Raw genomic sequence first — 21574 nt, forward strand, 5'->3', positions numbered from 1 at the left:
TAAGCGGGGTTTCGCTATTAAGCATACTGTCTGTGCCAGACAATGTAAATTTACAGTCAGCGGCGGACGATAATTTCAGCGTTATCAGATAGTTCTCAAAACCTATTCGGTTCTGGCAAACTTGCTGGCGGATATGTTGCTGCACGACGCTTTCGTTTACACTTTTTACGAAAAGGGGCGTGAGATAACAAAATAGCGCTTGTCAGATACGCCACCAGCAGAAATGATACACACGATGTTAACTGACCCGCATATGTGGAGGGTAAAAGTATGAAAAGTAAGTTGCTGCCTTGCGCGCTGTTGCTTGCAACCAGTTTTGCATGGGCCGCCCCCGCGACAACGGGCATTGATCAATATGAGTTAAAAAGCTTTATCGCCGACTTCACCCATTTCAAGCCCGGCGATACCGTTCCGCAGATGTACCGCACCGATGAGTATAATATTAAACAGTGGAAATTACGTAATCTGCCCGCGCCAGATGCCGGTACTCACTGGACCTATATGGGCGGCGCGTATGTACTGATTAACGATACCGATGGAAAAATCATCAAAGCCTATGATGGCGAGATTTTTTATCATCGATAAAAAAAGCCCCCTCATCCAGAGGGGGAAATACAGCCCCATGTTACTTTTTTATTAGCCCTTAATCACTCTATCCCCTTCAAACTGCCTTTTTGTTGACTGCCTTCACTACCCGATTCGCTCTGGATCTCGCCCTTTTGAAACTACCGCATACCACATTAAAATTTATTGCAGAAAAATTGTCATCCCGGTCACTTATTATTGTAAGTGACCGGAAGTTCATTCACCTATCGCGCCATATATCTTAAATATTTTTCATATATATTAATCGTATTTCACATAGATCAGCGCAGTCGCTTTTAGATCGCCTGGCTTTATATTGTCTCGGTCATAAACATAATAACTGGCGATAATAGGGATTGTTATCATATCACTGTTGAGCGGCGTGCCTACTTGATCCACTTTCCATAACGTTGAAGCATTACCCTGCTCTGCTGTATTTGAAATATTCACCGTTTTTCCACCGCTCTCCAGTATAAATCCGACGCCATTATTCACAGCACCACGCAACACAGAATAGCTATCTGGTATTAAATCACTGCTGGAGAGATAAACCGTCATTTTACGCGATGCTTGTTTAGCATTACCAAAAAGATTATCACACTGGAGTCGAATATTATCCGCGGCATTTTTATTACTGACCTTGCCTGTGTTATATAATTCAGAAAGCGCAATATTCGGTAGCGTGATCGTCAGATCTTCAGGTTTGCAGGTTGTCTGCTTGCGATCGTAGGACACAAACAGATCAAATGAATATAACCCTGCACCTCTAAGATAACTATTATAATCTGCGGCACAGGCATTCCAGCCTCTTCCTGCTAGCAGGCACCCTAAAAACCGCAAACCGGCCGTAAACTGAGTTGCAGAAGAAGCGCTTGTTATTGATACCACCCCGTTGATTAGGACACTGTTCCCACTACCGGCAGAAATATTTACATTCGCCCCAGAGGAAGCGGGTTCAACCGTTACCGTATAGCCCGTTGTAAACGGCATTGTGAGAGTATTATTATCTGCCCAGGCGATTTTTAACTTCAGTTTTACTGTATCATTGTATAATCCCACGATGATATCGGAAGGATCCATACGCGTTATCTTATAAGTCCCTGAACAAGTTGTATCGTTAAAATTATGGCTATAAGTTGCGGACTGATTAGGGTTAATCGTAAAATCCTCACGAATAATTAAATTATCCTGATAAGTAATTTCTCCCGTACAGGCTGCGTATGTTTCAGGTAAAATCAATAACATCACGATAAAAAGAAAGAGTTTCATTTCACCACCTCACCACTACCGACAAATATAAACTTTACTTTCATCAACCGTTTTACCAAAGGTGATTGAACATGAAAGCCCCTGCTCTTTATCTACTGGTACACTGACTTCGGGCGGAATATCATTCGTTCGAATAAATAGCTGACTACCTTGTCCAACAATGCCCACATTATGACCATGATGATCTACTACATCATAACCAAAAATAAGAGGTGAGCCATCAGGACGCTGCGCTTTAATAAACCATGGTTTACGCTGGTCGGTATCAAAATTCACTAGCACGACGGCCCCTCGGTACGGGGCGGCAACTTTACGGTTACCGCGTAATTCCGTTTCACTGCTACTTTGCGACACATCAAGCATAAGATGGTTTTCGCGATATGGCGTAAGGTTGTCATAAACCACCGTTCCTTTTTTATTGGTGGTCCGATATTTTTGGCCGTTAACGTAGGCTCCTTCAAGTCCCGGAGCCTGCATAATCGCAAAGGTATCTGAAAGCCGGCTGGATAAATTCAACCCGCCACTCCAGGCTACAACCCCACCGGAAATACTTCCGCCGGTCTGAGTATAATTGGACGACTGGCTGTAACTACCATTAAGCGTTGCAACGGGCGTATTCCAGGTTAAATTCGTCCCCGCTGTGGTCTCACTATCCTGTCGCTGATGACTAACATTCACGCCGTAATTAAATTGATCGCGACTGCCTGCCGTACCGGTTAAACCAATATTGTTTGAGGTAAATCCATCATCATCAAAGGTCGTCGAGTTCGACACATTCAGATGACGGCGCGGGGTAGTAATACCGTCCCCCCAGTCAAAGGGAATTGAAATAAACAGGTTAAAACGTTTATCTTCATTATGATCCTCGTCGTAAGTCTGACTGGCGGATAACGTATAATTAATTTTCTGGAACGTATTGGAATAGCTTATTTGATAATCTTTACTGGTGCCGCTACGTCCCCAGTAATCACGCCATAATGCACTCAGTGATACTGCGCCCCATCCTTCTGGCAAGGATTGGCTCACATTAGCTGAAAACGTATTTTTACGCCCAAAATCGTTTTGATAATAATCAGCAATATCGTATACATCATTCTTATCGCGACGATAGTTATTTTTATTATTGGCCCAGACATGATCGTTAAATGTGCGGTAATCCTGTGATGAATACCGATACGCAGCCAGACCAAACCGGGTTAATGTTTGGGTCAGGTATTTATTATAAGCAATCTGATAACTCTGACCATCAAATACATCGCCATTATCCTGTTTACTGTGCGCTCGCGTAGCGTCAAGCGAAATGGCGCCAATCCGGGTATTCCACCCCGTGCCGAGGGTAAACGCATTATAATGGTTCGATAGCATCGTACCGCCATAAAGCGTCAACAGGTTATTAAGGCCATACTGATAACTGATTTGTGTAAAATCGGCCTGATTATCGGCGCCTTCAATATGACTACGGCCGGCGGAAAAATCATACTTAGAGACGCCAGGCTGCAACATGTTCGGTACGGAAGCGTAAGGCACCAGCCAGGTATTTATCGAACCATCCGCCTCACGCACGGTGACATCAAGATCCGCGCCACCGCCCGCGAGTTGCAGATCCGCAATGGAAAAGGGGCCAGGAGGAACCTCTTTCTGATAAACAACGAATCCGTTCTGTTCGATGGTTACCAAAGCGTTAGTCTGTGCAATCCCCTGCACCAACGGCGTAAAATTCTGTCTCGAGTTTGGCAACATTTGCATATCGCGGAACAGGCGAACGCCGGTAAATCTCACAGAATCAAAAATCTCTGACGAGGTATACTGATCCCCGGCGCGTAATGTGCCGAGGAGCTCAGCGATACCGCGCTCCAGATACAATGTGTTGCTTTTCCACTCACCGCTGCTGCCATCGGTTTTATTAAATGTGGTATCCGCATGCGCTTGCCAGCCCAACAGATTGAAACCGCTATTGAACCGAACGTAAGTACTTTCACTACTGCCAGAATTCTTATAGTCACTGTAATACTGGCTGGCATAGTAAGAAGTATAAAATGCATTGATGCCGCGATCCCAGTTTTCAGGCAATACATAACCCGCCTCGACCTCATTTACATAGGCCTGGGGGACGCTCAAATCCAGCCGAAAAACGCCAATATTAAAAGTATAGCCACCGCTTCTCACGACATCTTTTAACGCAATACAATCCGTTGCTCCCTGCGGTTGCAGACCATCGCTTATCACACCAATATTTTTCAACAACTCAGTTGAAATACACGTGCTACCGGGATCATCGGCAACAATGATATCGTATTTACCTCGCCATTGATTGTTGACATAAATATCCAGTTCGTACTGTCCCGGAATTGGCTTATTCTCATCCAGATGGAAATTTGTTATTTTTTGATCTCTCATTCCCCCCACCATAAAATGGGTATCAAACGTTTCCGTCGCGATAGCCTGCGTTTGCCAGGTAAACAGAGTCAATAAAACAAGCGAAGCGATGGGCGTCATCCTTGGCATGATGAACTCCTGTTTATTTTACATTGATTTTGCTACTAATATAGTTACCATTATCATCAATAATCGTTACTTCATACTGGCTTGTTGACGCATATTTCATGTTAATATTTTGCGTCGATAGCGGTGGCAGCATGATAGTTTGATCATTAATCTTAGTATTTCCTGCTTTTACATCCGTCACGGTAATCCAGTTTGCAGTATCATTTTTCATGATGACAGTTTTATTACTGCGAAATAAACCAATCCGCTGAAAACTGTCTTTGGTTACGGCGGCAATTCGACTGGGGCGCCATATTAATTTTATTCGATTCTGCATTGCGAATTTAAGCACATTTTTACCGGCGTTTTCCTGGCTGTTTGGTGGAATATCAAGCACATTCAGATAAAACAGACTTTCTTTGTTGTCCGGTAAGCTATTAGGCATTTTCTTGATTTTGATCTGCTGACCAGATTCAGCGGCAACGCGCGCCACTGGCGGCGTCAGCATAAATGGCACTTGAATTTTTTCTGGCGGTAATGAAGTGTTACCGTCATCAATCCAGGACTGTACCAGCGAAGCTTGCTCGCCCTGATTCACCAATTGTACAACGACTTCTTTCTTCTCTGCCGGGTAAATCACGCGCGTACCATAAATAACAATACCAGCATGCGCAGGCAAAATTATGGCAGATAATAATACTGCAGATAATATTTTCATATTTACACGGCCTTGCTTATAAAAAACCGGCGACGAACGCCGCCGGTTGAATAAATTAGTCAGTAACAACCGTTAAAGTCAGTGTTGAGCTAACATCACCAGAAGCAACATCACCGTCTAAACGCGCATAGCGTGCTAAAAAAGTCAGGTCGTATTCACCGCTGCTATTTGGATCTAGTGTCACCCCCGTCTCTGGATCAATCTGATTATCCGTACTTCCGTAGTAAACCGCAAAACCGACACCTTTGGCAGACCCGTTATTAAATGTGATATCGTGGCTGTCAAATTGCGTTGAAGAGAAGGTAATACGCGGCGCTACACCCTGTTGACATTTTATTTTCAACGGCATCTGAGTTTGATTAGTTACTGCGTCATAAATCTGACCCGGGGTTAAATTAATTATTTTATCCGCACCAATTTCATTCAGTCTAATTTCAGCGGTGTTCGTACCCAAAAATTGACATGTAGTACCAACCACCTTTCCGTTAATATTCAGAACGCCTGAATCATACTCATCAACAGCAAAAGCCCCAGCGCTCATAAATACAGCAGACAATACAGAAGCAGCAATAAGTGAACGTTTCATAATCTCTTCCTTAATGAAGTAATTTCTATTTGTTAAGAGTTATTAACCCTTGCAACGAAAATTCTCATAGACAGGAAGTTATCGCAATGTAAACACGATGTTTTGTTGATTTAAAACAATTTACAGATTGCAATATAATTGCAACAAATAATCATTGCTTATCATTATTTTGTAAACTTATTAATTTCCGAAATTTACTGCCCTTAAATATAAACACAACAAATAAAAAAGCCCATATCATTGATATCAATGATATGGGCCTGCGGAATTAATAAGAATTAGTCGTAATGATTAACAACAATCTGTCGGGTGCTATCACCAGGCACCGTGTATAGCTGCGTTGTCACACCTCTCATCGGCGTAGCGGCGGGTGTTTGCAGCGTTGAAACGTGGATAGTGTTGCCGCAACGCTGCTGCAACTGCGCGTTTACCACTTCTGTACTGCACGTTGGCGCGGTCACTTTTCCACTGATGGTTAATGTTGCGGTGTCGGAGGCAAAAACGGGTACGCTTATCCCATAAGCCGAAACTATAATTCCCATCAGCAAATATTTTTTCATAGTGAGCAATTGTTCCTCTGGTGAACGTCAAACAGTATGCAGGCCGTCCTGATGAGCAGTATGAACGTATCGATACCTTAAAACCAATTGAAAAAATAAATCAGTAGGATAGGTATGATCAATTCAAATAATGTTTTTGCCGATTATTTCAGATAAACACCTGTCTGTTTAAGCAGGAATTAACAATGCGGGGGCTATTATTTTATTAATACATTCACTGCATCAATATATATTAATGCAGTGAATGTCATATTCTCTTTGGAATACGTCAGGAGGATTACACCGCGCGGAAGGCGATTTCACCCGGAATCACTTCACCCTGCCAGTAAAGCTGTGCCGCAACGCGATCGGCCAGTTCGCGATAGATCGCGGTAAATTCGCTCTCCGGACGGCTAACCACCGTCGGCGTACCACGATCGAGATCTTCGCGCAGACTAATATGCAACGGCATCTGACCCAGAAGCTGAGTATGGTATTTTTCCGCCAGCTTCTGCGCGCCGCCCGTGCCGAAGATCGGTTCGTGATGGCCGCAGTTGCTACAAATATGCATACTCATATTTTCCACAATGCCGAGCACCGGCACTTCCACCTTCTCGAACATCACGATACCTTTTTTGGCGTCGATCAGCGCGATATCCTGCGGCGTAGTCACCACCACCGCGCCGGTAACAGGAATGTTCTGCGCCAGCGTTAGCTGAATATCCCCGGTTCCCGGCGGCATATCCAGTACCAGATAATCCAGATCCGGCCACAGCGTCTCCTGCAACATCTGCATCAGCGCCTTACTGGCCATTGGGCCGCGCCATACCATCGCGTTATCGTCAGTCACCAGATAGCCGATCGAGTTGGTCGCCAGGCCGTGAGACATAATCGGCGCCATATGCGTACCGTCTGGCGATGTCGGGCGCTGATCTTCTGCGCCAAGCATGGTTGGGATCGACGGACCGTAAATATCGGCATCGAGAACCCCGACCTTTGCGCCTTCAGCCGCTAACGCCAGCGCCAGGTTTACCGCCGTGGACGATTTCCCCACCCCGCCTTTACCGGAGCTCACGGCAATGATGTTTTTCACGCCATTAATGCCAGGCTGATTTTTGACGCGTTTCAGCGTCGCAATGTTGTACGACAGTTTCCAGTCGATCGCTTTTGCGCCCGTAATACGTAACAGATCGGCGCTGCATTGCTCTTTTAATACCTCAAACGCGCTGTTCCAGACGAACGGCATGACCAGCTCAACGTGCAGCGTATCATCCATCCAGGCGACGTGGTGCAACGCCTTAAGCGTGGTGAGGTTATGCTTCAGGGTTGGGTGCTGAAAATTCGCCAGCGTCCCGGCGACCATCGCTCGCAGGGTATCTGGTGATTTGGCCTGGGATTGTTCGTTCATCCCGACTCCTTTTGTAGTTCTGAAAAGTACGATTGTAACTTTGTAGTTTACTCCAGCGGTAACAATTATTCATTTACGGATAAATGCCCTTATCGATTGGCGCAGTAATTACCATTTTGGTACTATCAAAGCCCTTTTTTACAACAGAAGAAGTAATACCCACTATGACTCAAGTCGCGAAGAAAATTCTGGTAACGTGCGCGCTGCCGTACGCCAACGGCTCTATCCACCTCGGCCATATGCTGGAGCACATCCAGGCTGATGTCTGGGTCCGTTACCAGCGAATGCGCGGCCATGAGGTTAACTTCATCTGTGCCGATGACGCTCATGGCACGCCGATCATGCTGAAAGCGCAGCAGCTTGGTATTACGCCGGAGCAAATGATCGGTGAAATGAGCCAGGAGCACCAGACCGATTTCGCCGGTTTTAATATTAGCTACGACAACTACCACTCAACGCACAGCGACGAGAATCGCGAGCTGTCCGAGCTGATTTATACGCGCCTGAAAGAGAACGGTTTTATTAAGAACCGCACCATCTCTCAACTCTACGATCCGGAAAAAGGCATGTTCCTGCCGGACCGATTTGTGAAAGGCACCTGCCCGAAATGTAAATCCGCGGACCAGTACGGCGATAACTGTGAAGTCTGCGGCGCAACTTACAGCCCGACCGAACTTATCGAACCTAAATCCGTGGTGTCCGGCGCGACGCCGGTAATGCGTGACTCCGAGCACTTTTTCTTTGATCTGCCGTCATTCAGCGAAATGCTGCAGGCGTGGACCCGCAGCGGCGCGCTGCAGGAGCAGGTGGCGAATAAAATGCAGGAGTGGTTTGAATCCGGCCTGCAGCAGTGGGACATTTCCCGCGACGCGCCGTATTTTGGTTTCGAAATCCCGAACGCGCCGGGCAAATATTTCTACGTCTGGCTGGACGCGCCGATTGGCTATATGGGCTCCTTCAAAAATCTGTGCGATAAGCGCGGTGACACGACCAGTTTTGATGAGTACTGGAAAAAAGACTCCGACGCCGAGCTGTACCACTTTATCGGCAAAGACATCGTCTATTTCCACAGCCTGTTCTGGCCTGCCATGCTGGAAGGCAGCCACTTCCGTAAGCCGACCAACCTGTTCGTTCACGGTTACGTGACGGTGAACGGCGCGAAGATGTCTAAGTCGCGCGGCACCTTTATTAAGGCCAGCACCTGGCTGAAACACTTTGACGCCGACAGCCTGCGCTACTACTACACCGCGAAGCTCTCTTCACGCATTGATGACATCGACCTGAACCTGGAAGACTTTGTCCAGCGCGTCAATGCCGATATCGTCAATAAAGTAGTCAACCTGGCATCCCGTAACGCCGGTTTTATCAATAAGCGTTTCGACGGCGTGCTGGCGGCTGAACTGGCCGATCCGCAATTGTATAAAACCTTTACTGACGCCGCTGCGGTGATTGGCGAAGCATGGGAAAGTCGTGAATTCGGCAAAGCTATCCGTGAGATTATGGCGCTGGCCGACGTCGCTAACCGTTATGTTGACGAGCAAGCGCCGTGGGTGGTGGCTAAACAGGAAGGCCGCGACGCGGACCTGCAGGCCATTTGCTCGATGGGCATCAACCTGTTCCGCGTGCTGATGACGTATCTGAAACCGGTACTGCCGACGCTTTCTGAACGCGTTGAAGCCTTCCTGAACAGCGAACTGAACTGGGATGCCATCGAACAGCCGCTGCTCGGTCACAAGGTCAACACCTTTAAGGCGCTCTACAATCGCATCGACATGAAGCAAGTTGAAGCGCTGGTTGAAGCGTCTAAAGAAGAGGTGAAAGCCGCAGCCGCGCCGGTTACCGGCCCGTTAGCCGACTTCCCGATTCAGGAAACCATCACCTTTGACGATTTCGCCAAAATTGACCTGCGCGTAGCATTGATTGAAAACGCTGAGTTCGTAGATGGTTCTGACAAATTGCTGCGTCTGACGCTGGATCTGGGCGGCGAGAAGCGTAACGTCTTCTCCGGCATTCGTTCCGCCTACCCGGACCCGCAGGCGCTGATTGGCCGCCAGACGGTAATGGTCGCCAACCTCGCGCCGCGCAAAATGCGCTTTGGCGTCTCCGAGGGAATGGTGATGGCCGCAGGACCTGGCGGGAAAGATATCTTCCTGTTAAGCCCTGATGACGGCGCGAAGCCTGGCCAACAGGTGAAATAAGCAACAAGCCGGAGCATGCTCCGGCTTTTTTAACCGCTTAATCCTGACTGGCATATCACCCCATCCGCGTGTTTTAACTTTTTCCTTAATAAGCAATAGCGTTAAGACTCCATATCCGGACTGCTAAATAACGGCTAAAAGTCATATTCTATCTCTCCCTGATACATTGCTATTACTGGGTTAAATTAATTCATTGAAATTATTTTAAAAACCCAATCATTATATAAAATGGAGTTTTAGATGAAAATTTCTGGCAAGTTATTGTCCGCGGCTTTGGCTTCCGTACTGGTGTTCTCTCTTGCTGGCTGTGGCGATAAAGAAGAATCAAAGACCTTTAACGCAAACCTGGCGGGGACAGAAATTTCAATTACTTACACCTATAAAGGTGACAAAATCATTAAGCAGACGTCTGAAAGTAAAATCAGCTATGCCACTGTAGGCGCTAAAACGAAAGAAGATGCCGCCAAAATTCTCGATCCGCTGAGCGCGAAATATAAAAATATCGCCGGAGTGGAAGAAAAATTAACCTATGAAGATACCTATGCCCAGGAAAACGTCTCTGTGGATATGGAAAAAGTGGACTTTAAAGCGTTACAGCAAATCTCAGGGACGATGGTGTCCGGCGATACCAGCAAAGGTATCAGCATGAAACAAACCCAGACGCTGCTGGAAGCTGCTGGTTTTAAAGAAGCGAAATAACTGGCAGGCATAATGTATTGCATCGACTGGTAAAGTCGCTCAGGGCGCTGCTTCGGCAGCGTCTTTTCTTTATGAATTCCGAAAAAAGACAGCCTCGCTGTAAGTCCCCTCGCCAAAGCCTATAATCCCTGAATTCCTGGCCACACCAATACTTAACGACAAGGAATTGTTATGCAGGTTCTACGTCTTATGGCACTGCCACTATTCGCGCTCTCTCTATCGGTTAGCATAACTGGCTGCGATCAGAAAAACGATACTCTCCAGGGAAAGCAAAATAACATGACAGCGTTTATCAAGAAGATAGCCGCTAGCAAAGAGTCAGAGGAAACACAACGCTATGTAGGTAATCTCAACGGTATTGAAATCAAGTTAACCTATTACTACAAAGGGGATATCGTTTTACGTCAAATATCTGAACATAAACTACTTTATAAGACCCTGAAAGCCAATAATAAAGAAGAAGCACAAAAAATGCTGAGTCAAGTCGGCGAAGCTTATCAGGGTATGCCGGGTTTGACTGAACGAATCGACTATTATGATAGCTATGCTACGGAATATGTGGATATTGATTTTACCCAGGCAAAAATAAGCGACCTCTGTAAATTGCCAGGATCATCAATTGACAACTGTTCCGCGTACTATCTGTCAATGATTCGCTCGCAGAAACTGTTGGAAGAGAGCGGGTATCATAGAATCAATTAGTATAATAATGCGTTTTCCCGGTCAGACAGGACGCTGCCGGGAACAATACCGCAGAATTACTTCGCCGCGTGTTCACGGGCCGCCAGACCGCGCAGAAAATAACGCATAAACTGATCGCCGCATTCGCGGAAGTTCTTATGGTCCGGCGCGCGCATCATCGCGGTGATCTCTGGCATTGAGACACGAAACAACTGACCGGTAAGTATCGCCAGGATATCATCTGTTTTTAGCGAAAAGGCAATACGCAGCTTTTTCAGCACAATATTGTTGTTGATACGACGTTCCGCCGTCAATGCAGGCGCCGCCTCATCTTTGCCGCGTTTTTCATAAATGAGGCCATTGAGAAATGAGGACAACACGATATCCGGGCAACGCTGAAACCCCTCTTCCTCTTCTTTGCGCAACCAGATTGCAATCTGCTCCGGCGTAGCATCAACGTTACCCAGCGCCAGGATACGCGCCAGATCGGTATTATTAGCTTTTAAAATGTAGCGCACGCTACGCAGAATATCGTTACTCAGCATGAGGCCTTCGGTCGTTTCTATGGCAAAACGATATTCTAACAGTCTTTTACAGGCCAATCGCCTCTTTTAAACTTTTCAGATAGCGACGGCTTACCGGCACCGTCAGGCCGTTGCGTAAAATCAGCTCTGCCTGCCCATTATCCTCCAGCCGAATTTCCTGCAAATGGGCCATATTCACCAGAAACTGACGATGACAACGCAGTAGCGGCGTCCGGCTTTCCAGCGTGCGCAGCGTCAGCTCGGTAAACCCCTCTTTCCCTTCACTGCTGGTCACATAAACGCCGCTCATACGGCTACTGACAAAGGCGACATCATCCATTTGCAACAAATAGATCCGGCTGTGTCCGGTACAGGGAATGAATTTAAGCGCCTGCTGGTTTTCCGGCAACAACGAAACATCCTGTTTACTGCGCTCCTGACGCAGACGATGTAACGTTTTTTCCAGCCGTTTCTCCTCTATCGGCTTGAGCAGATAATCAAAAGCGTGTTCTTCAAAGGCTTTGATGGCGTATTCGTCAAACGCGGTTAAAAAAACGATATACGGGCGGTGTTCCGGGTCAAGCATTCCTACCATCTCCAGTCCACTGATACGCGGCATCTGAATATCCAGAAACAGCACATCAGGTCGCAGCTTATGTACCGCGCCAATCGCTTCTACCGCGTTCGCGCACTCTCCCACAATCTCAATGTCATCCTGCCCCTGGAGCAAAATCCGCAGATTTTCCCGCGCTAACGGCTCATCATCCACAATCAGCACTTTAATCATGCGTCCTCCTCCAGTGGAAGTCGTAATGTAATTCGGGTAAAACAGTCCGGCTCGCAGGCCACGCTAATACCATAATCATCGCCAAAGTGTTCGCGCAGACGTTTATCCACCAGACTCATCCCCAGCCCGCTACTGCCGGCGGAAGGCTGATACAGTCCCGCATTATCTTCAATATCTAACATCAAATGCTGCCCTTCGCGCCGGGCGCGAATAGCGACGTTGCCGGTATCAAGCAGTTGCGACGTGCCATGTTTAATGGCGTTCTCAACAATCGGCTGTAACGTAAACGCAGGCAATTTCTGACGTGAAAGCGTCGATGGAACATCAAGCTGTACCTGCAGACGCGACTGAAAGCGCGCTTTTTCAATTTGCAGATAAGCGTTCACGTGTTCAATTTCATCCGCCAGCGTGACGATTTCCGACGGGCGTTTTAAATTTTTGCGAAAAAAGGTCGACAAGTACTGCACCAGTTGGCTGGCCTGTTCGCTGTCGCGGCGAATCACCGCTTTAATGGTATTGAGCGCGTTAAACAGAAAATGCGGATTCACCTGCGCGTGCAACAGCTTGATCTCTGACTGCGTCAGCAACGCCTTCTGCCGTTCATACTGCCCGGCCAGGATCTGCGCGGATAAAAGCTGCGCAATACCCTCCCCCAGAGTACGGTTAATTGAGCTGAACAGTCGGTTTTTCGCTTCGTACAATTTAATGGTGCCCATGACTCGCTGATTTTCGCCACGCAGCGGGATCACCAGCGTCGAGCCGAGTTTACACTGCGGGTGTAGCGAACAGCGATACGGCACTTCGTTGCCATCGGCATAAACCACCTCTCCGGTTTCAATCGCTTTCAGCGTATAACCTGATGAAATGGGTTTGCCCGGTAGATGGTGATCGTCGCCAATACCGGTAAAAGCCAACAGTTTTTCGCGATCGGTGATGGCGACGGCGCCGATATCCAGCTCCTGATATAACACCTGCGCCACCTTCATACTGTTCACTTCGTTAAATCCCTGACGCAGAATCCCCTCCGTTGACGCGGCGACCTTCAGCGCGGTAGCAGAAAATGCCGAAGTATATTTTTCGAACATGGCGCGCTTATCGAGCAAAATACGCATGAACAGCGCGGCGCCAACGGTATTCGTCACCATCATCGGCGCGGCAATATTACTGACCAGATGCAGGGCATCGTCAAACGGCCTGGCTATCAGTAAAATGATCAGCATCTGCACCAGTTCGGCAACACACGTAATTGCTCCCGCCGTCAGCGGGCTAAACACTTTGTCCGGGCGTCCGCGACGTATGAGAACGCTGTGTACCAACCCGCCCAGCAGCCCTTCGACGATGGTGGAAATCATACAGCTCAGCGCCGTCATGCCGCCCATAGAATACCGATGTAACCCACCGGTCAGGCCGACCAGCCCGCCGACGACTGGCCCGCCGAGTAGGCCACCCATCACCGCGCCAATCGCGCGGGTATTGGCAATCGAATCTTCGATATGTAGCCCAAAATAAGTGCCCATAATGCAGAAGATAGAAAACGTGACGTAACACAGAAGCTTGTGCGGCAGACGAACCGTGACCTGCATAAGCGGGATGAACAGGCGCGTTTTACTCATTAGCCACGCAATGACCAGAAACACGCACATCTGCTGAAGCAGCAGCAACACCAGATTAAACTCGTACATACCCGCAAACCACACTTCAATTAAAAGCGCGTAACATACATTGAGTACGATTAACTTTCTTTGAACTGTTGCATAAAAATATGAATTCGTGAATACGATCACTTAAACGCCGCGCCGCAACCCGCTACTTCGCGTTTTAATGCATAAAAAACAGGCAAAACTTCCTGGTTCCTAAAAGAGCGTCTAAAGTTAAACCGGGACCTCGCGAGCAAGGGTGAAACGATGGCGCTTTACACAATTGGTGAAGTGGCTTTGCTTTGTGATATCAATCCTGTCACGTTGCGCGCGTGGCAGAGACGTTATGGACTTTTAAAACCACAGCGAACGGATGGCGGTCATCGTCTGTTTAACGATGCCGATATCGACAGAATCCGCGAAATCAAGCGCTGGATAGATAACGGCGTCCAGGTCAGCAAAGTCAAAGTGCTGCTCAGTAGCGACAGTAGCGAACAACCTAACGGCTGGCGCGAACAGCAGGAGATCCTGCTGCACTACCTGCAAAGCAGTAATCTGCACAGTTTACGGTTATGGGTCAAAGAACGCGGTCAGGATTATCCTGCCCAAACATTGACCACTAACCTGTTCGTCCCGCTGCGACGACGGTTACAGTGCCAACAACCCGCCCTTCAGGCGCTGCTCGGCATTCTTGACGGTATCCTGATCAACTATATTGCGCTCTGCCTGGCGTCTGCGCGTAAGAAACAGGGAAAAGATGCGTTGGTGATCGGCTGGAATATCCATGATACCACCCGCCTGTGGCTGGAAGGTTGGGTCGCCAGCCAACAGGGATGGCGAATCGACGTGTTGGCGCATTCGCTTAGCCAGTTCCGCCCGGAACTGTTTGACGGCAAGACGTTACTGGTATGGTGCGGAGAAAACCAGACGCTGGCGCAGCAGCAGCAACTCCTGGCATGGCGCGCCCAGGGACGCGACATTCATCCCCTTGGCGTTTAAACAGCAGCTAACAAATTCGCTTTAATGTATACTCCTTTTATTAACATAAGGAGTACATAATGCGCGTAGCGAAAATCGGGGTGATCGCCCTTTTCCTGCTGATGGCTATTGGCGGTATCGGCGGCGTGATGCTGGCAGGTTACAGTTTTATTTTGCGTGCCGGGTAAGCGCGCGCGTCAGCCTTTCAAACAGGCGATCGATAATGATCGCCGCCAGCGCCACCAGCAGCGCCCCCTGGATAACATAGGCCGTATTAAAGCCGCTAAGCCCGATAATGATCGGCGTGCCTAACGTACTGGCCCCCACCGTTGAAGCGATGGTCGCCGTACCAATATTGATAATCACCGAGGTTCGGATGCCCGCCAGAATCACCGGCGCGGCCAGCGGCAGCTCAACCTGATACAACTGTTGGCGACGGCTCATTCCCATACCGCTGGCAACGCTCATCACGCTGGCAGGCACCGCGCCCAGCCCTGCCAGGGTCGCCTGCAGGATGGGCAACACCCCATACAGGATCAAGGCGATAATGGCCGGTTGCTGACCAAAACCCATGACGGGTACCGCGATCGCCAGTACCGCCACCGGCGGAAAGGTCTGCCCGACGGCGGCGATAGTCTCCACCAGGGGACGAAACTCTTTCCCACTTTCTCGCGTGACCGCAATCCCTGCGCCGACGCCCACCACGACGGCAAACAGACTTGAGATGCCCACCAACCAGAAATGGGCGAGCGCGAGGGCGGCAAAACTCTCCTGTTGGTAGACCGGGCGCGGCAAATCGGGAAACAGCGCGGCAAAGAACGGCTGGCTATAAGGCAATCCAAACAGCAGAAGCAAGAACAGAACAATAAGCCAGAGAAGCGGATCACACAGTCGTTTCACGGGGGGACGTCTCCGAAAGCAGATCGCGGAAATGGAGCGTACCGCAGGGCTCGCCCTGCTGATTCGCCACCGGCAGGACGTCGCACCGACGGGCGACAAACATCGATAGCGCATCGCGTAGCGTCATCTCTTCCACCAGCGCGTCGCCGCTGAGCTGTTCATGCCGACGTACATAATCGCCTACGCTACGTAACGAAAGCAGCCTTACGCCCAGCTCGCTGCGGCCAAAAAATGCCTGCACGAAATCATTTTCCGGCGAGGTCAGCATAGAAAGCGGCGATCCCTGTTGGATAACGTGGCCCCCGTCCATCAGCACCAGATGGTCGGCGAGTCGTAGCGCCTCGTCGATGTCGTGCGTCACCAGTACGATGGTGCGCCCCAGCAGCTGATGAATGCGGGTCATCTCCTGCTGCAATGCGCCGCGCGTTACCGGATCAAGCGCGCCGAAAGGCTCGTCCATCAGCAATACCTGCGGATCGGCAGCCAGCGCCCGCGCAACGCCGACCCGCTGCTGTTGCCCGCCGGAAAGCTGATGCGGATAACGATCGCGCAGCGCGCTTTCCAGACCCAATAATGCCATCAGTTCATCAATACGATCGTTAATCCGCGCACGCGACCACTTTTGTAGTTGCGGTACGGTGGCGATATTTTGCGCCACCGTCCAGTGGGGAAAAAGACCGATAGACTGAATGGCATAGCCCATGCGACGGCGCAGTTCAAGCACCGGCAGGCTGCGGATCTCTTCCCCGGCAAAACGGATCGTTCCGCTATCATGCTCTACCAGCCGGTTAATCATCTTCAGCGTGGTCGATTTTCCCGAACCGGAGGTGCCAATTAACACCGAAAAGCTGCCTTCGCTAAAGTGCAAATTGAGGTCGCTAACAGCCTGTTGATCGCCGAAGGTTTTACTGACATGGTTAAATTCAATCATCGGTTGCTCCCTTCAAAAACGCGATCCATAAATCAAACAGCGCGTCGATCACTACCGCCAGCGCAATCACCGGAATGACGCCCAACAGGACTAAATCAATGGCGCTGCTCAATAGCCCCTGAAACACCAGCGCGCCGAAACCTCCCGCGCCAATCAGCGCGGCGACGACGGCCATTCCCACTGTCTGAACCATTACTACCCGCAGGCTACGTAAAAAGACCGGCAGCGCCAGCGGCAGTTGCACATGCCTGAAGCGCTGGCCGCTACTCATTCCCATTGCTCTTGCGCTCTCCAGCACATCGCGCGGCACCTGATTGAGCCCGGCGACCACGCCGCGCACCAGCGGCAATAACGCATAGAGCACCAGCGCTATCAGTGCAGGCGTCATGCCGGTTCCCGCGACGCCGAATTCGGCAAGCCACGGAAACTGTTTCACCAGCCCGGCCAACGGCGCAATCAGCAGGCCAAACAGCGCGACGGAAGGGATAGTCTGGATCACATTCAGCACGGTAAACACCGGCCCCTGGCGTGAGGCGGAAAAATAACACCAGACGCCCAACGGTAGTCCGATCGCCAGCGCCGGCAGCACCGTGCCCGCCAGTAACATCAAATGTTGCACCAACGCGGCATCGAAAACATCCTGGCGGTTGGTATACTCTTTCAGAAGCGAGAGGTTGTCGAACGTGCCTGAAAACAGCAGCGCCAGCGGGACAATGACAATTTGCGCGTGCAGCAACCAGCGCCACAGCGGCCCAACGGTAATACGGCGGATCGCATCGCTACAGGCCAGCAGCATCAGACCGAGGCCCAGCCACAATCCACTTCCCAGACTGGTACGCGCCAGCGGGCTGCCCTCCTGCGCCAACTGGGTCGCCGCCCTGCCGACTCCCCACAGCATGACAATAAAAAGCGTCTGCGCCATCATCAGCGTCAGTACGCTACCGCGTTTACCGGGTACAAAGCACAACGTAAACAGCGCGCATCCTGCGCCAGTCAGCATCCAGATGGTCGCCGGCCAGATCTCCCATAACTGGCGCCCCTCGCCGCTCACCAGACGATTCGGGGCGTAATTAATGAAAGGCAGCGCGACAGCAAGCAGGGTCAGAACAACCAACAGCAACAGCACACGATTAACCGTGATTTTTTTGGCAGCATCACTCACAGATTACTTCACCCACCCTTTTTGTCGGAGGTAATCTGCGGCGACTTTTTTCGCATCCAGCCCTTCTACGGCGATTCTGGCATTCAACTGTTGCAGCGTTTTCTCATCAAGGCTGGCGAAAACGGGCTGTAGCCAGTCAGCTATCTGCGGATAGGCCTGTAACACCGATTCACGCACAACCGGCGCGGGGGCATAGATAGGCTGGACGCCTTTCGGGTCGCTCAGGGTTTGCAGACCCAGCGCGGCGACCGGGCCGTCGGTGCCATACGCCATCGCGGCGTTAACGCCGGATGTTTGTTGCGCGGCGGCTTTGATCGTGACCGCCGTATCGCCGCCCGCCAGCGACAAGAGCTGGTTCTGATTCAAGGTAAAATCATAGGCTTTTTCAAATGCCGGCAGCGCATCCGCCCGTTCGATAAATTCCGCAGACGCCGCCAGTTTAAAAGTGCCGCCCTCTTTCAGATAACGGCTGAGATCGGCAAGCGAGGAGAGTTTATTTTTTTCCGCGATGTCCTGGCGTACCGCGATGGTCCAGGTATTGTTGGCTGGCGCAGGCGTCAACCAGACCAGCTTATTCTGCTCCGCATCCAGTTTTTTGACTTTCTCAAAGCCTTGCTTTGCATTTTTCCATGCCGGATCGTTTTCATCTTTAAAAAAGAACGCCCCGTTACCGGTGTATTCCGGATAGATATCCAGCTCTCCGGCGGTAATCGCGCCACGAACGACTGGCGTCGTCCCGAGCTGAATTTTATTGACCGTTTTAACGCCGTGGCTTTCCAGTACCTGCAAAATCATGTTGCCGAGCAGCGCGCCTTCGGTATCAATCTTTGACCCGACCGTCACGGGCGATGCCGCCTGTAGAGGTAAACTCACCGTCGCCAGCAACGCCAGCGAACTTACCCATAGCTTTGAGATCGTCATGATGCTTTCCTCATCCTTTTACGGCCTTTTTCAGAGACTTGAGAAAAAAGCATAGTTGAAAAGTCTGCGTTTAACCTGGGATTTTCCGGCAGTTAAGTGACGTGGCAGGCAATAAAAGGGGGGACAGGAAAAGTCATTGCCAGACAGGGCGCAGCTATCGCGCCCTGTTGACGGCAGGCTTACAGTAGCTCGAACGATCCTTGTTTAACGCGAGCGGAATCCACGCCGATAAAGACGTTGAACTTGCCGGGTTCCGCGTCATATTTCATCTGCTGATTCCAGAACTTCAACGCCTCGATATCAATCGGGAAACTCACGGTTTTACGTTCGCCGGGCTTGAGGGTGATTTTTTCAAAGCCTTTTAATTGCTTCACCGGGCGGCTCATTGACGCCGTGACATCCTGTAAGTACATCTGGATGACCGTAGCCCCTTCGCGTTTACCGGTGTTCGTGACCTCTACGCTGGCCGTGACTTTGCCGTCGCGTTGCATTGTCGGTGAGGAGAGCGTGACGTCAGACACCGTAAATGTGGTGTAGCTCAGACCGTAACCAAACGGATAGAGCGGGCCATTCGCTTCGTCAAAATAACGTGAGGTGTATTTGTTTGGCTTTTCAGGATTATACGGGCGTCCCGTATTGAGATGGCTGTAATAGACCGGAATTTGTCCCACCGAACGCGGGAAGGAGATCGGCAGTTTGCCTGACGGGTTGTAATCGCCAAACAGCACATCGGCAATGGCGTTGCCGCCTTCCGTCCCGGCAAACCAGGTCTCCAGAATCGCATCGGCCTGTTGATCTTCTTTTACCAGCGCCAGCGGTCTGCCGTTCATTAATACCAGTACCAGCGGCTTACCGGTGGCTTTCAGAGCGGTGATTAAGTCGCGCTGACTCTGCGGAATGGTGATATTGGTACGGCTGGAGGCTTCATGCGCCATCCCCTGCGACTCGCCTACCACTGCGACCACCACATCGGCCTGTTTCGCCGCCTGCACCGCCTCATCAATCATCGCCTGCGGTGAGCGCGGATCGATTTTCACTGCCTCTTCATACAGGTTTAAGAAATCGACGATATCTTTATCGTTAGTGATATTCGCCCCTTTGGCATAGAGGATCTTCGCCCCATCGCCGACAGCATTTTGAATACCCGCCAGCACCGTCACCGACTGATTCGCGACCCCAGCAGCAGACCAGCTTCCCATTACATCACGTTGACTGTCGGCCAGTGGCCCAACAACGGCAATGGTGCCCGATTTTTTCAGCGGCAGCGTTTCCAGCCGGTTTTTCAGCAGTACCACACTTTCCCGCGCCACTTCCCGTGCTTCTTTACGATGCAGGCGGCTTTCGGCATTGGTGTCCACCGGGTCGCTCTCTTTCGGCCCCAGATGACTATAGGGGGCGTTAAACAATCCCATGTCATATTTTACGTTGAGCACATGGCGCGTCGCGTCGTCCAGTTCCGCCATCGTCACTTTGCCCGACTTAATCAGACCCGGCAGATATTTGCTGTAATACTCATCCGCCATGCTCATATCCACCCCTGCCTTTAGCGCCACGCGCACCGCATCTTCCGGGTCGGCCGCGGTGCCGTGTTTAATCAGTTCTTTAATAGCGCCGTGGTCGGAAACGGTAATTCCCTTAAAACCCCACTCATCGCGCAGGACATCTTTCAATAACCAGGAATCTGACGTCGCAGGCGTGCCGTTCAGCGAGTTCAGCGCCACCATCACCGCGCCGCTCCCCGCATCCAGCCCCGCTTTGTATGGCGGCATGTAATCATTAAACAGACGCTGGGAACTCATATCCACGGTGTTGTATTCTTTACCGCCTTCAACGGCCCCATAGGCGGCAAAATGTTTCACGCTGGTCATCACCGAATAGCGATCCGCCGGACTTTTGCCCTGCATCGCTTTCACCATGGTTTCGCCCATGATGGAGGTTAAATATGTATCTTCGCCAAAGCCTTCGGAGGCGCGTCCCCAACGCGGATCGCGGGAGACATCCACCATCGGCGCCCAGGTCATATTCAGACCGTCGTCCGCCGCTTCATACGCCGATACGCGTCCTACGGTTCTTACCGCATCCAGATTAAAAGAAGAAGCCAGACCGAGGCTTATCGGGAAGACGGTTCGCTGGCCGTGTACCACGTCATAGGCAAAAAAGAGAGGAATTTTCAGGCGGCTCAATGCCATCACCTGATCCTGCATTTGACGGATATCCTGGCGGGTGACGGTATTGAAAATCGCCCCTACCTGCCCGTCTTTGATCATCTCGCGAATCGCTTCTTTCGGGTTATCAGGGCCGACGCTGATCAGACGTAACTGACCAATTTTTTCATCGACAGTCATTTTCTTGAGTAAATCGGTGACGAACGCGTCGCGCGCTTCAGGCGTCAGCGGGTGATTGCCAAACAGGTTTTCCGCCAATGCTGGCTGCATCGCCAGACTCACAGCAACACCTACTGAACATAACCATTTCATGTTGAGTCTCTCTTTATCTTTATCCCGACGAGGCGGTAAAAACAGAATAAAAACCGCAGTTTGCCATAAGCCTAAACGCGAGAGGAGAAG

Annotated in this window: 20 protein-coding genes; 6 read left to right on the plus strand and 14 right to left on the minus strand. The window is 50.2% G+C overall.

The window, feature by feature from the left end; all coding sequences use genetic code 11:
- The first annotated feature begins 270 nt into the window (after positions 1-270).
- A complete protein-coding gene (gene rcnB, locus EOS97_RS00375; RefSeq protein ID WP_000837534.1) occupies positions 271-585 on the plus strand; it encodes a Ni(II)/Co(II) efflux transporter accessory subunit RcnB in 315 nt (104 codons plus the stop codon).
- A gap of 261 nt (positions 586-846) precedes the next feature.
- Here the strand turns inward: rcnB and EOS97_RS00380 are convergent, their stop codons facing one another.
- The 6 genes from EOS97_RS00380 to apbC form a co-directional block, all read right to left on the minus strand.
- Positions 847-1854 carry a putative fimbrial-like adhesin protein gene (locus EOS97_RS00380; RefSeq protein ID WP_000765278.1) on the minus strand — a complete coding sequence of 336 codons (1008 nt, stop codon included), beginning with the start codon at positions 1852-1854 and terminating at the stop codon, positions 847-849.
- A gap of 15 nt (positions 1855-1869) precedes the next feature.
- Positions 1870-4359 (minus strand): fimbrial biogenesis outer membrane usher protein, encoded by a 2490-nt coding sequence (locus EOS97_RS00385; protein WP_001137795.1) that lies wholly within the window; start codon positions 4357-4359, stop codon positions 1870-1872.
- A 13-nt stretch (positions 4360-4372) separates the two neighbouring features.
- Positions 4373-5056 carry a fimbrial biogenesis chaperone StcB gene (stcB, locus tag EOS97_RS00390; protein WP_000698775.1) on the minus strand — a complete coding sequence of 228 codons (684 nt, stop codon included), beginning with the start codon at positions 5054-5056 and terminating at the stop codon, positions 4373-4375.
- Between the two features lie 55 nt (positions 5057-5111).
- The gene (gene yehD / locus EOS97_RS00395) at positions 5112-5642 is read right to left on the minus strand and encodes a fimbrial protein YehD (protein WP_000830686.1); all 531 of its coding nucleotides are present in this window, start codon (positions 5640-5642) and stop codon (positions 5112-5114) included.
- Positions 5643-5920: 278 nt separating this feature from the next.
- The gene (locus EOS97_RS00400; RefSeq protein ID WP_000760404.1) at positions 5921-6202 is read right to left on the minus strand and encodes a YehE family protein; all 282 of its coding nucleotides are present in this window, start codon (positions 6200-6202) and stop codon (positions 5921-5923) included.
- A 277-nt stretch (positions 6203-6479) separates the two neighbouring features.
- Positions 6480-7589 carry an iron-sulfur cluster carrier protein ApbC gene (gene apbC, locus EOS97_RS00405; protein WP_001005424.1) on the minus strand — a complete coding sequence of 370 codons (1110 nt, stop codon included), beginning with the start codon at positions 7587-7589 and terminating at the stop codon, positions 6480-6482.
- Positions 7590-7753: 164 nt separating this feature from the next.
- On the opposite strand from apbC, the gene metG reads away from it, so the two are divergent.
- The 3 genes from metG to EOS97_RS00420 all read left to right on the plus strand — a co-directional run bounded on the left by metG (position 7754) and on the right by EOS97_RS00420 (position 11188).
- The gene (metG, locus tag EOS97_RS00410; protein WP_000195334.1) at positions 7754-9787 is read left to right on the plus strand and encodes a methionine--tRNA ligase; all 2034 of its coding nucleotides are present in this window, start codon (positions 7754-7756) and stop codon (positions 9785-9787) included.
- Between the two features lie 240 nt (positions 9788-10027).
- The gene (locus tag EOS97_RS00415) at positions 10028-10486 is read left to right on the plus strand and encodes a YehR family lipoprotein (RefSeq protein WP_000703137.1); all 459 of its coding nucleotides are present in this window, start codon (positions 10028-10030) and stop codon (positions 10484-10486) included.
- Between the two features lie 171 nt (positions 10487-10657).
- Positions 10658-11188, plus strand: coding sequence for a YehR family lipoprotein (locus EOS97_RS00420; protein WP_001197951.1), 531 nt, complete (start codon positions 10658-10660; stop codon positions 11186-11188).
- A gap of 56 nt (positions 11189-11244) precedes the next feature.
- Here the strand turns inward: EOS97_RS00420 and EOS97_RS00425 are convergent, their stop codons facing one another.
- Genes EOS97_RS00425 through EOS97_RS00435 form a run of 3 tightly spaced genes read right to left on the minus strand, consistent with a single transcriptional unit; the run spans position 11245 to position 14160 of the window.
- Positions 11245-11712: a DUF1456 family protein gene (locus EOS97_RS00425; protein ID WP_000950413.1), complete on the minus strand. Its 468-nt coding sequence runs from the start codon at positions 11710-11712 to the stop codon at positions 11245-11247.
- A gap of 46 nt (positions 11713-11758) precedes the next feature.
- Entirely contained in the window at positions 11759-12478 is a 720-nt protein-coding gene (gene btsR / locus EOS97_RS00430) for a two-component system response regulator BtsR (protein WP_000598637.1), read from the minus strand.
- Positions 12475-14160 carry a sensor histidine kinase gene (locus EOS97_RS00435; RefSeq protein ID WP_000272850.1) on the minus strand — a complete coding sequence of 562 codons (1686 nt, stop codon included), beginning with the start codon at positions 14158-14160 and terminating at the stop codon, positions 12475-12477. The genes btsR and EOS97_RS00435 overlap by 4 nt, the downstream gene beginning before the upstream one ends.
- Before the next feature lie 222 nt (positions 14161-14382).
- Here EOS97_RS00435 and mlrA point away from each other — a divergent pair, with 222 nt between their 5' ends.
- Both mlrA and EOS97_RS00445 read left to right on the plus strand, forming a co-directional pair.
- Positions 14383-15114 (plus strand): HTH-type transcriptional regulator MlrA, encoded by a 732-nt coding sequence (mlrA, locus tag EOS97_RS00440; RefSeq protein ID WP_001240418.1) that lies wholly within the window; start codon positions 14383-14385, stop codon positions 15112-15114.
- A 59-nt stretch (positions 15115-15173) separates the two neighbouring features.
- Positions 15174-15281, plus strand: coding sequence for a protein YohO (locus EOS97_RS00445; RefSeq protein WP_001261696.1), 108 nt, complete (start codon positions 15174-15176; stop codon positions 15279-15281).
- Here EOS97_RS00445 and EOS97_RS00450 read toward each other — a convergent pair.
- The 5 genes from EOS97_RS00450 to bglX form a co-directional block, all read right to left on the minus strand.
- Positions 15262-15993: an ABC transporter permease gene (locus EOS97_RS00450; protein ID WP_000824854.1), complete on the minus strand. Its 732-nt coding sequence runs from the start codon at positions 15991-15993 to the stop codon at positions 15262-15264. The genes EOS97_RS00445 and EOS97_RS00450 overlap by 20 nt on opposite strands.
- A complete protein-coding gene (locus EOS97_RS00455) occupies positions 15977-16924 on the minus strand; it encodes an ABC transporter ATP-binding protein (RefSeq protein ID WP_000569166.1) in 948 nt (315 codons plus the stop codon). The genes EOS97_RS00450 and EOS97_RS00455 overlap by 17 nt, the downstream gene beginning before the upstream one ends.
- A complete protein-coding gene (locus EOS97_RS00460; RefSeq protein WP_001278120.1) occupies positions 16917-18086 on the minus strand; it encodes an ABC transporter permease in 1170 nt (389 codons plus the stop codon). Before EOS97_RS00460 ends, EOS97_RS00455 begins: the two co-directional genes overlap by 8 nt.
- Before the next feature lie 3 nt (positions 18087-18089).
- The gene (locus tag EOS97_RS00465) at positions 18090-19007 is read right to left on the minus strand and encodes an ABC transporter substrate-binding protein (protein ID WP_000155876.1); all 918 of its coding nucleotides are present in this window, start codon (positions 19005-19007) and stop codon (positions 18090-18092) included.
- A 179-nt stretch (positions 19008-19186) separates the two neighbouring features.
- A complete protein-coding gene (gene bglX / locus EOS97_RS00470) occupies positions 19187-21484 on the minus strand; it encodes a beta-glucosidase BglX (protein WP_000871542.1) in 2298 nt (765 codons plus the stop codon).
- Between the last annotated feature and the right edge of the window lie 90 nt (positions 21485-21574).

It is taken from the genome of Salmonella sp. SSDFZ54 (assembly GCF_004010735.1).
Lineage (GTDB): Bacteria > Pseudomonadota > Gammaproteobacteria > Enterobacterales > Enterobacteriaceae > Salmonella > Salmonella enterica.

Excerpts from the sequence above, each read along its gene's own strand:
- EOS97_RS00435 (WP_000272850.1), bottom strand. The coding sequence starts at position 14,160 with ATGTACGAGTTTAATCTGGTGTTGCTGCTGCTTCAGCAGATGTGCGTG.
- EOS97_RS00420 (WP_001197951.1), top strand. The coding sequence starts at position 10,658 with ATGCAGGTTCTACGTCTTATGGCACTGCCACTATTCGCGCTCTCTCTA.
- metG (WP_000195334.1), top strand. The coding sequence starts at position 7,754 with ATGACTCAAGTCGCGAAGAAAATTCTGGTAACGTGCGCGCTGCCGTAC.
- rcnB (WP_000837534.1), top strand. The coding sequence starts at position 271 with ATGAAAAGTAAGTTGCTGCCTTGCGCGCTGTTGCTTGCAACCAGTTTT.
- bglX (WP_000871542.1), bottom strand. The coding sequence starts at position 21,484 with ATGAAATGGTTATGTTCAGTAGGTGTTGCTGTGAGTCTGGCGATGCAG.
- EOS97_RS00465 (WP_000155876.1), bottom strand. The coding sequence starts at position 19,007 with ATGACGATCTCAAAGCTATGGGTAAGTTCGCTGGCGTTGCTGGCGACG.
- EOS97_RS00385 (WP_001137795.1), bottom strand. The coding sequence starts at position 4,359 with ATGCCAAGGATGACGCCCATCGCTTCGCTTGTTTTATTGACTCTGTTT.
- mlrA (WP_001240418.1), top strand. The coding sequence starts at position 14,383 with ATGGCGCTTTACACAATTGGTGAAGTGGCTTTGCTTTGTGATATCAAT.
- apbC (WP_001005424.1), bottom strand. The coding sequence starts at position 7,589 with ATGAACGAACAATCCCAGGCCAAATCACCAGATACCCTGCGAGCGATG.
- EOS97_RS00425 (WP_000950413.1), bottom strand. The coding sequence starts at position 11,712 with ATGCTGAGTAACGATATTCTGCGTAGCGTGCGCTACATTTTAAAAGCT.
- yehD (WP_000830686.1), bottom strand. The coding sequence starts at position 5,642 with ATGAAACGTTCACTTATTGCTGCTTCTGTATTGTCTGCTGTATTTATG.
- EOS97_RS00400 (WP_000760404.1), bottom strand. The coding sequence starts at position 6,202 with ATGAAAAAATATTTGCTGATGGGAATTATAGTTTCGGCTTATGGGATA.
- EOS97_RS00380 (WP_000765278.1), bottom strand. The coding sequence starts at position 1,854 with ATGAAACTCTTTCTTTTTATCGTGATGTTATTGATTTTACCTGAAACA.
- EOS97_RS00415 (WP_000703137.1), top strand. The coding sequence starts at position 10,028 with ATGAAAATTTCTGGCAAGTTATTGTCCGCGGCTTTGGCTTCCGTACTG.
- EOS97_RS00455 (WP_000569166.1), bottom strand. The coding sequence starts at position 16,924 with ATGATTGAATTTAACCATGTCAGTAAAACCTTCGGCGATCAACAGGCT.
- EOS97_RS00445 (WP_001261696.1), top strand. The coding sequence starts at position 15,174 with ATGCGCGTAGCGAAAATCGGGGTGATCGCCCTTTTCCTGCTGATGGCT.
- btsR (WP_000598637.1), bottom strand. The coding sequence starts at position 12,478 with ATGATTAAAGTGCTGATTGTGGATGATGAGCCGTTAGCGCGGGAAAAT.
- stcB (WP_000698775.1), bottom strand. The coding sequence starts at position 5,056 with ATGAAAATATTATCTGCAGTATTATTATCTGCCATAATTTTGCCTGCG.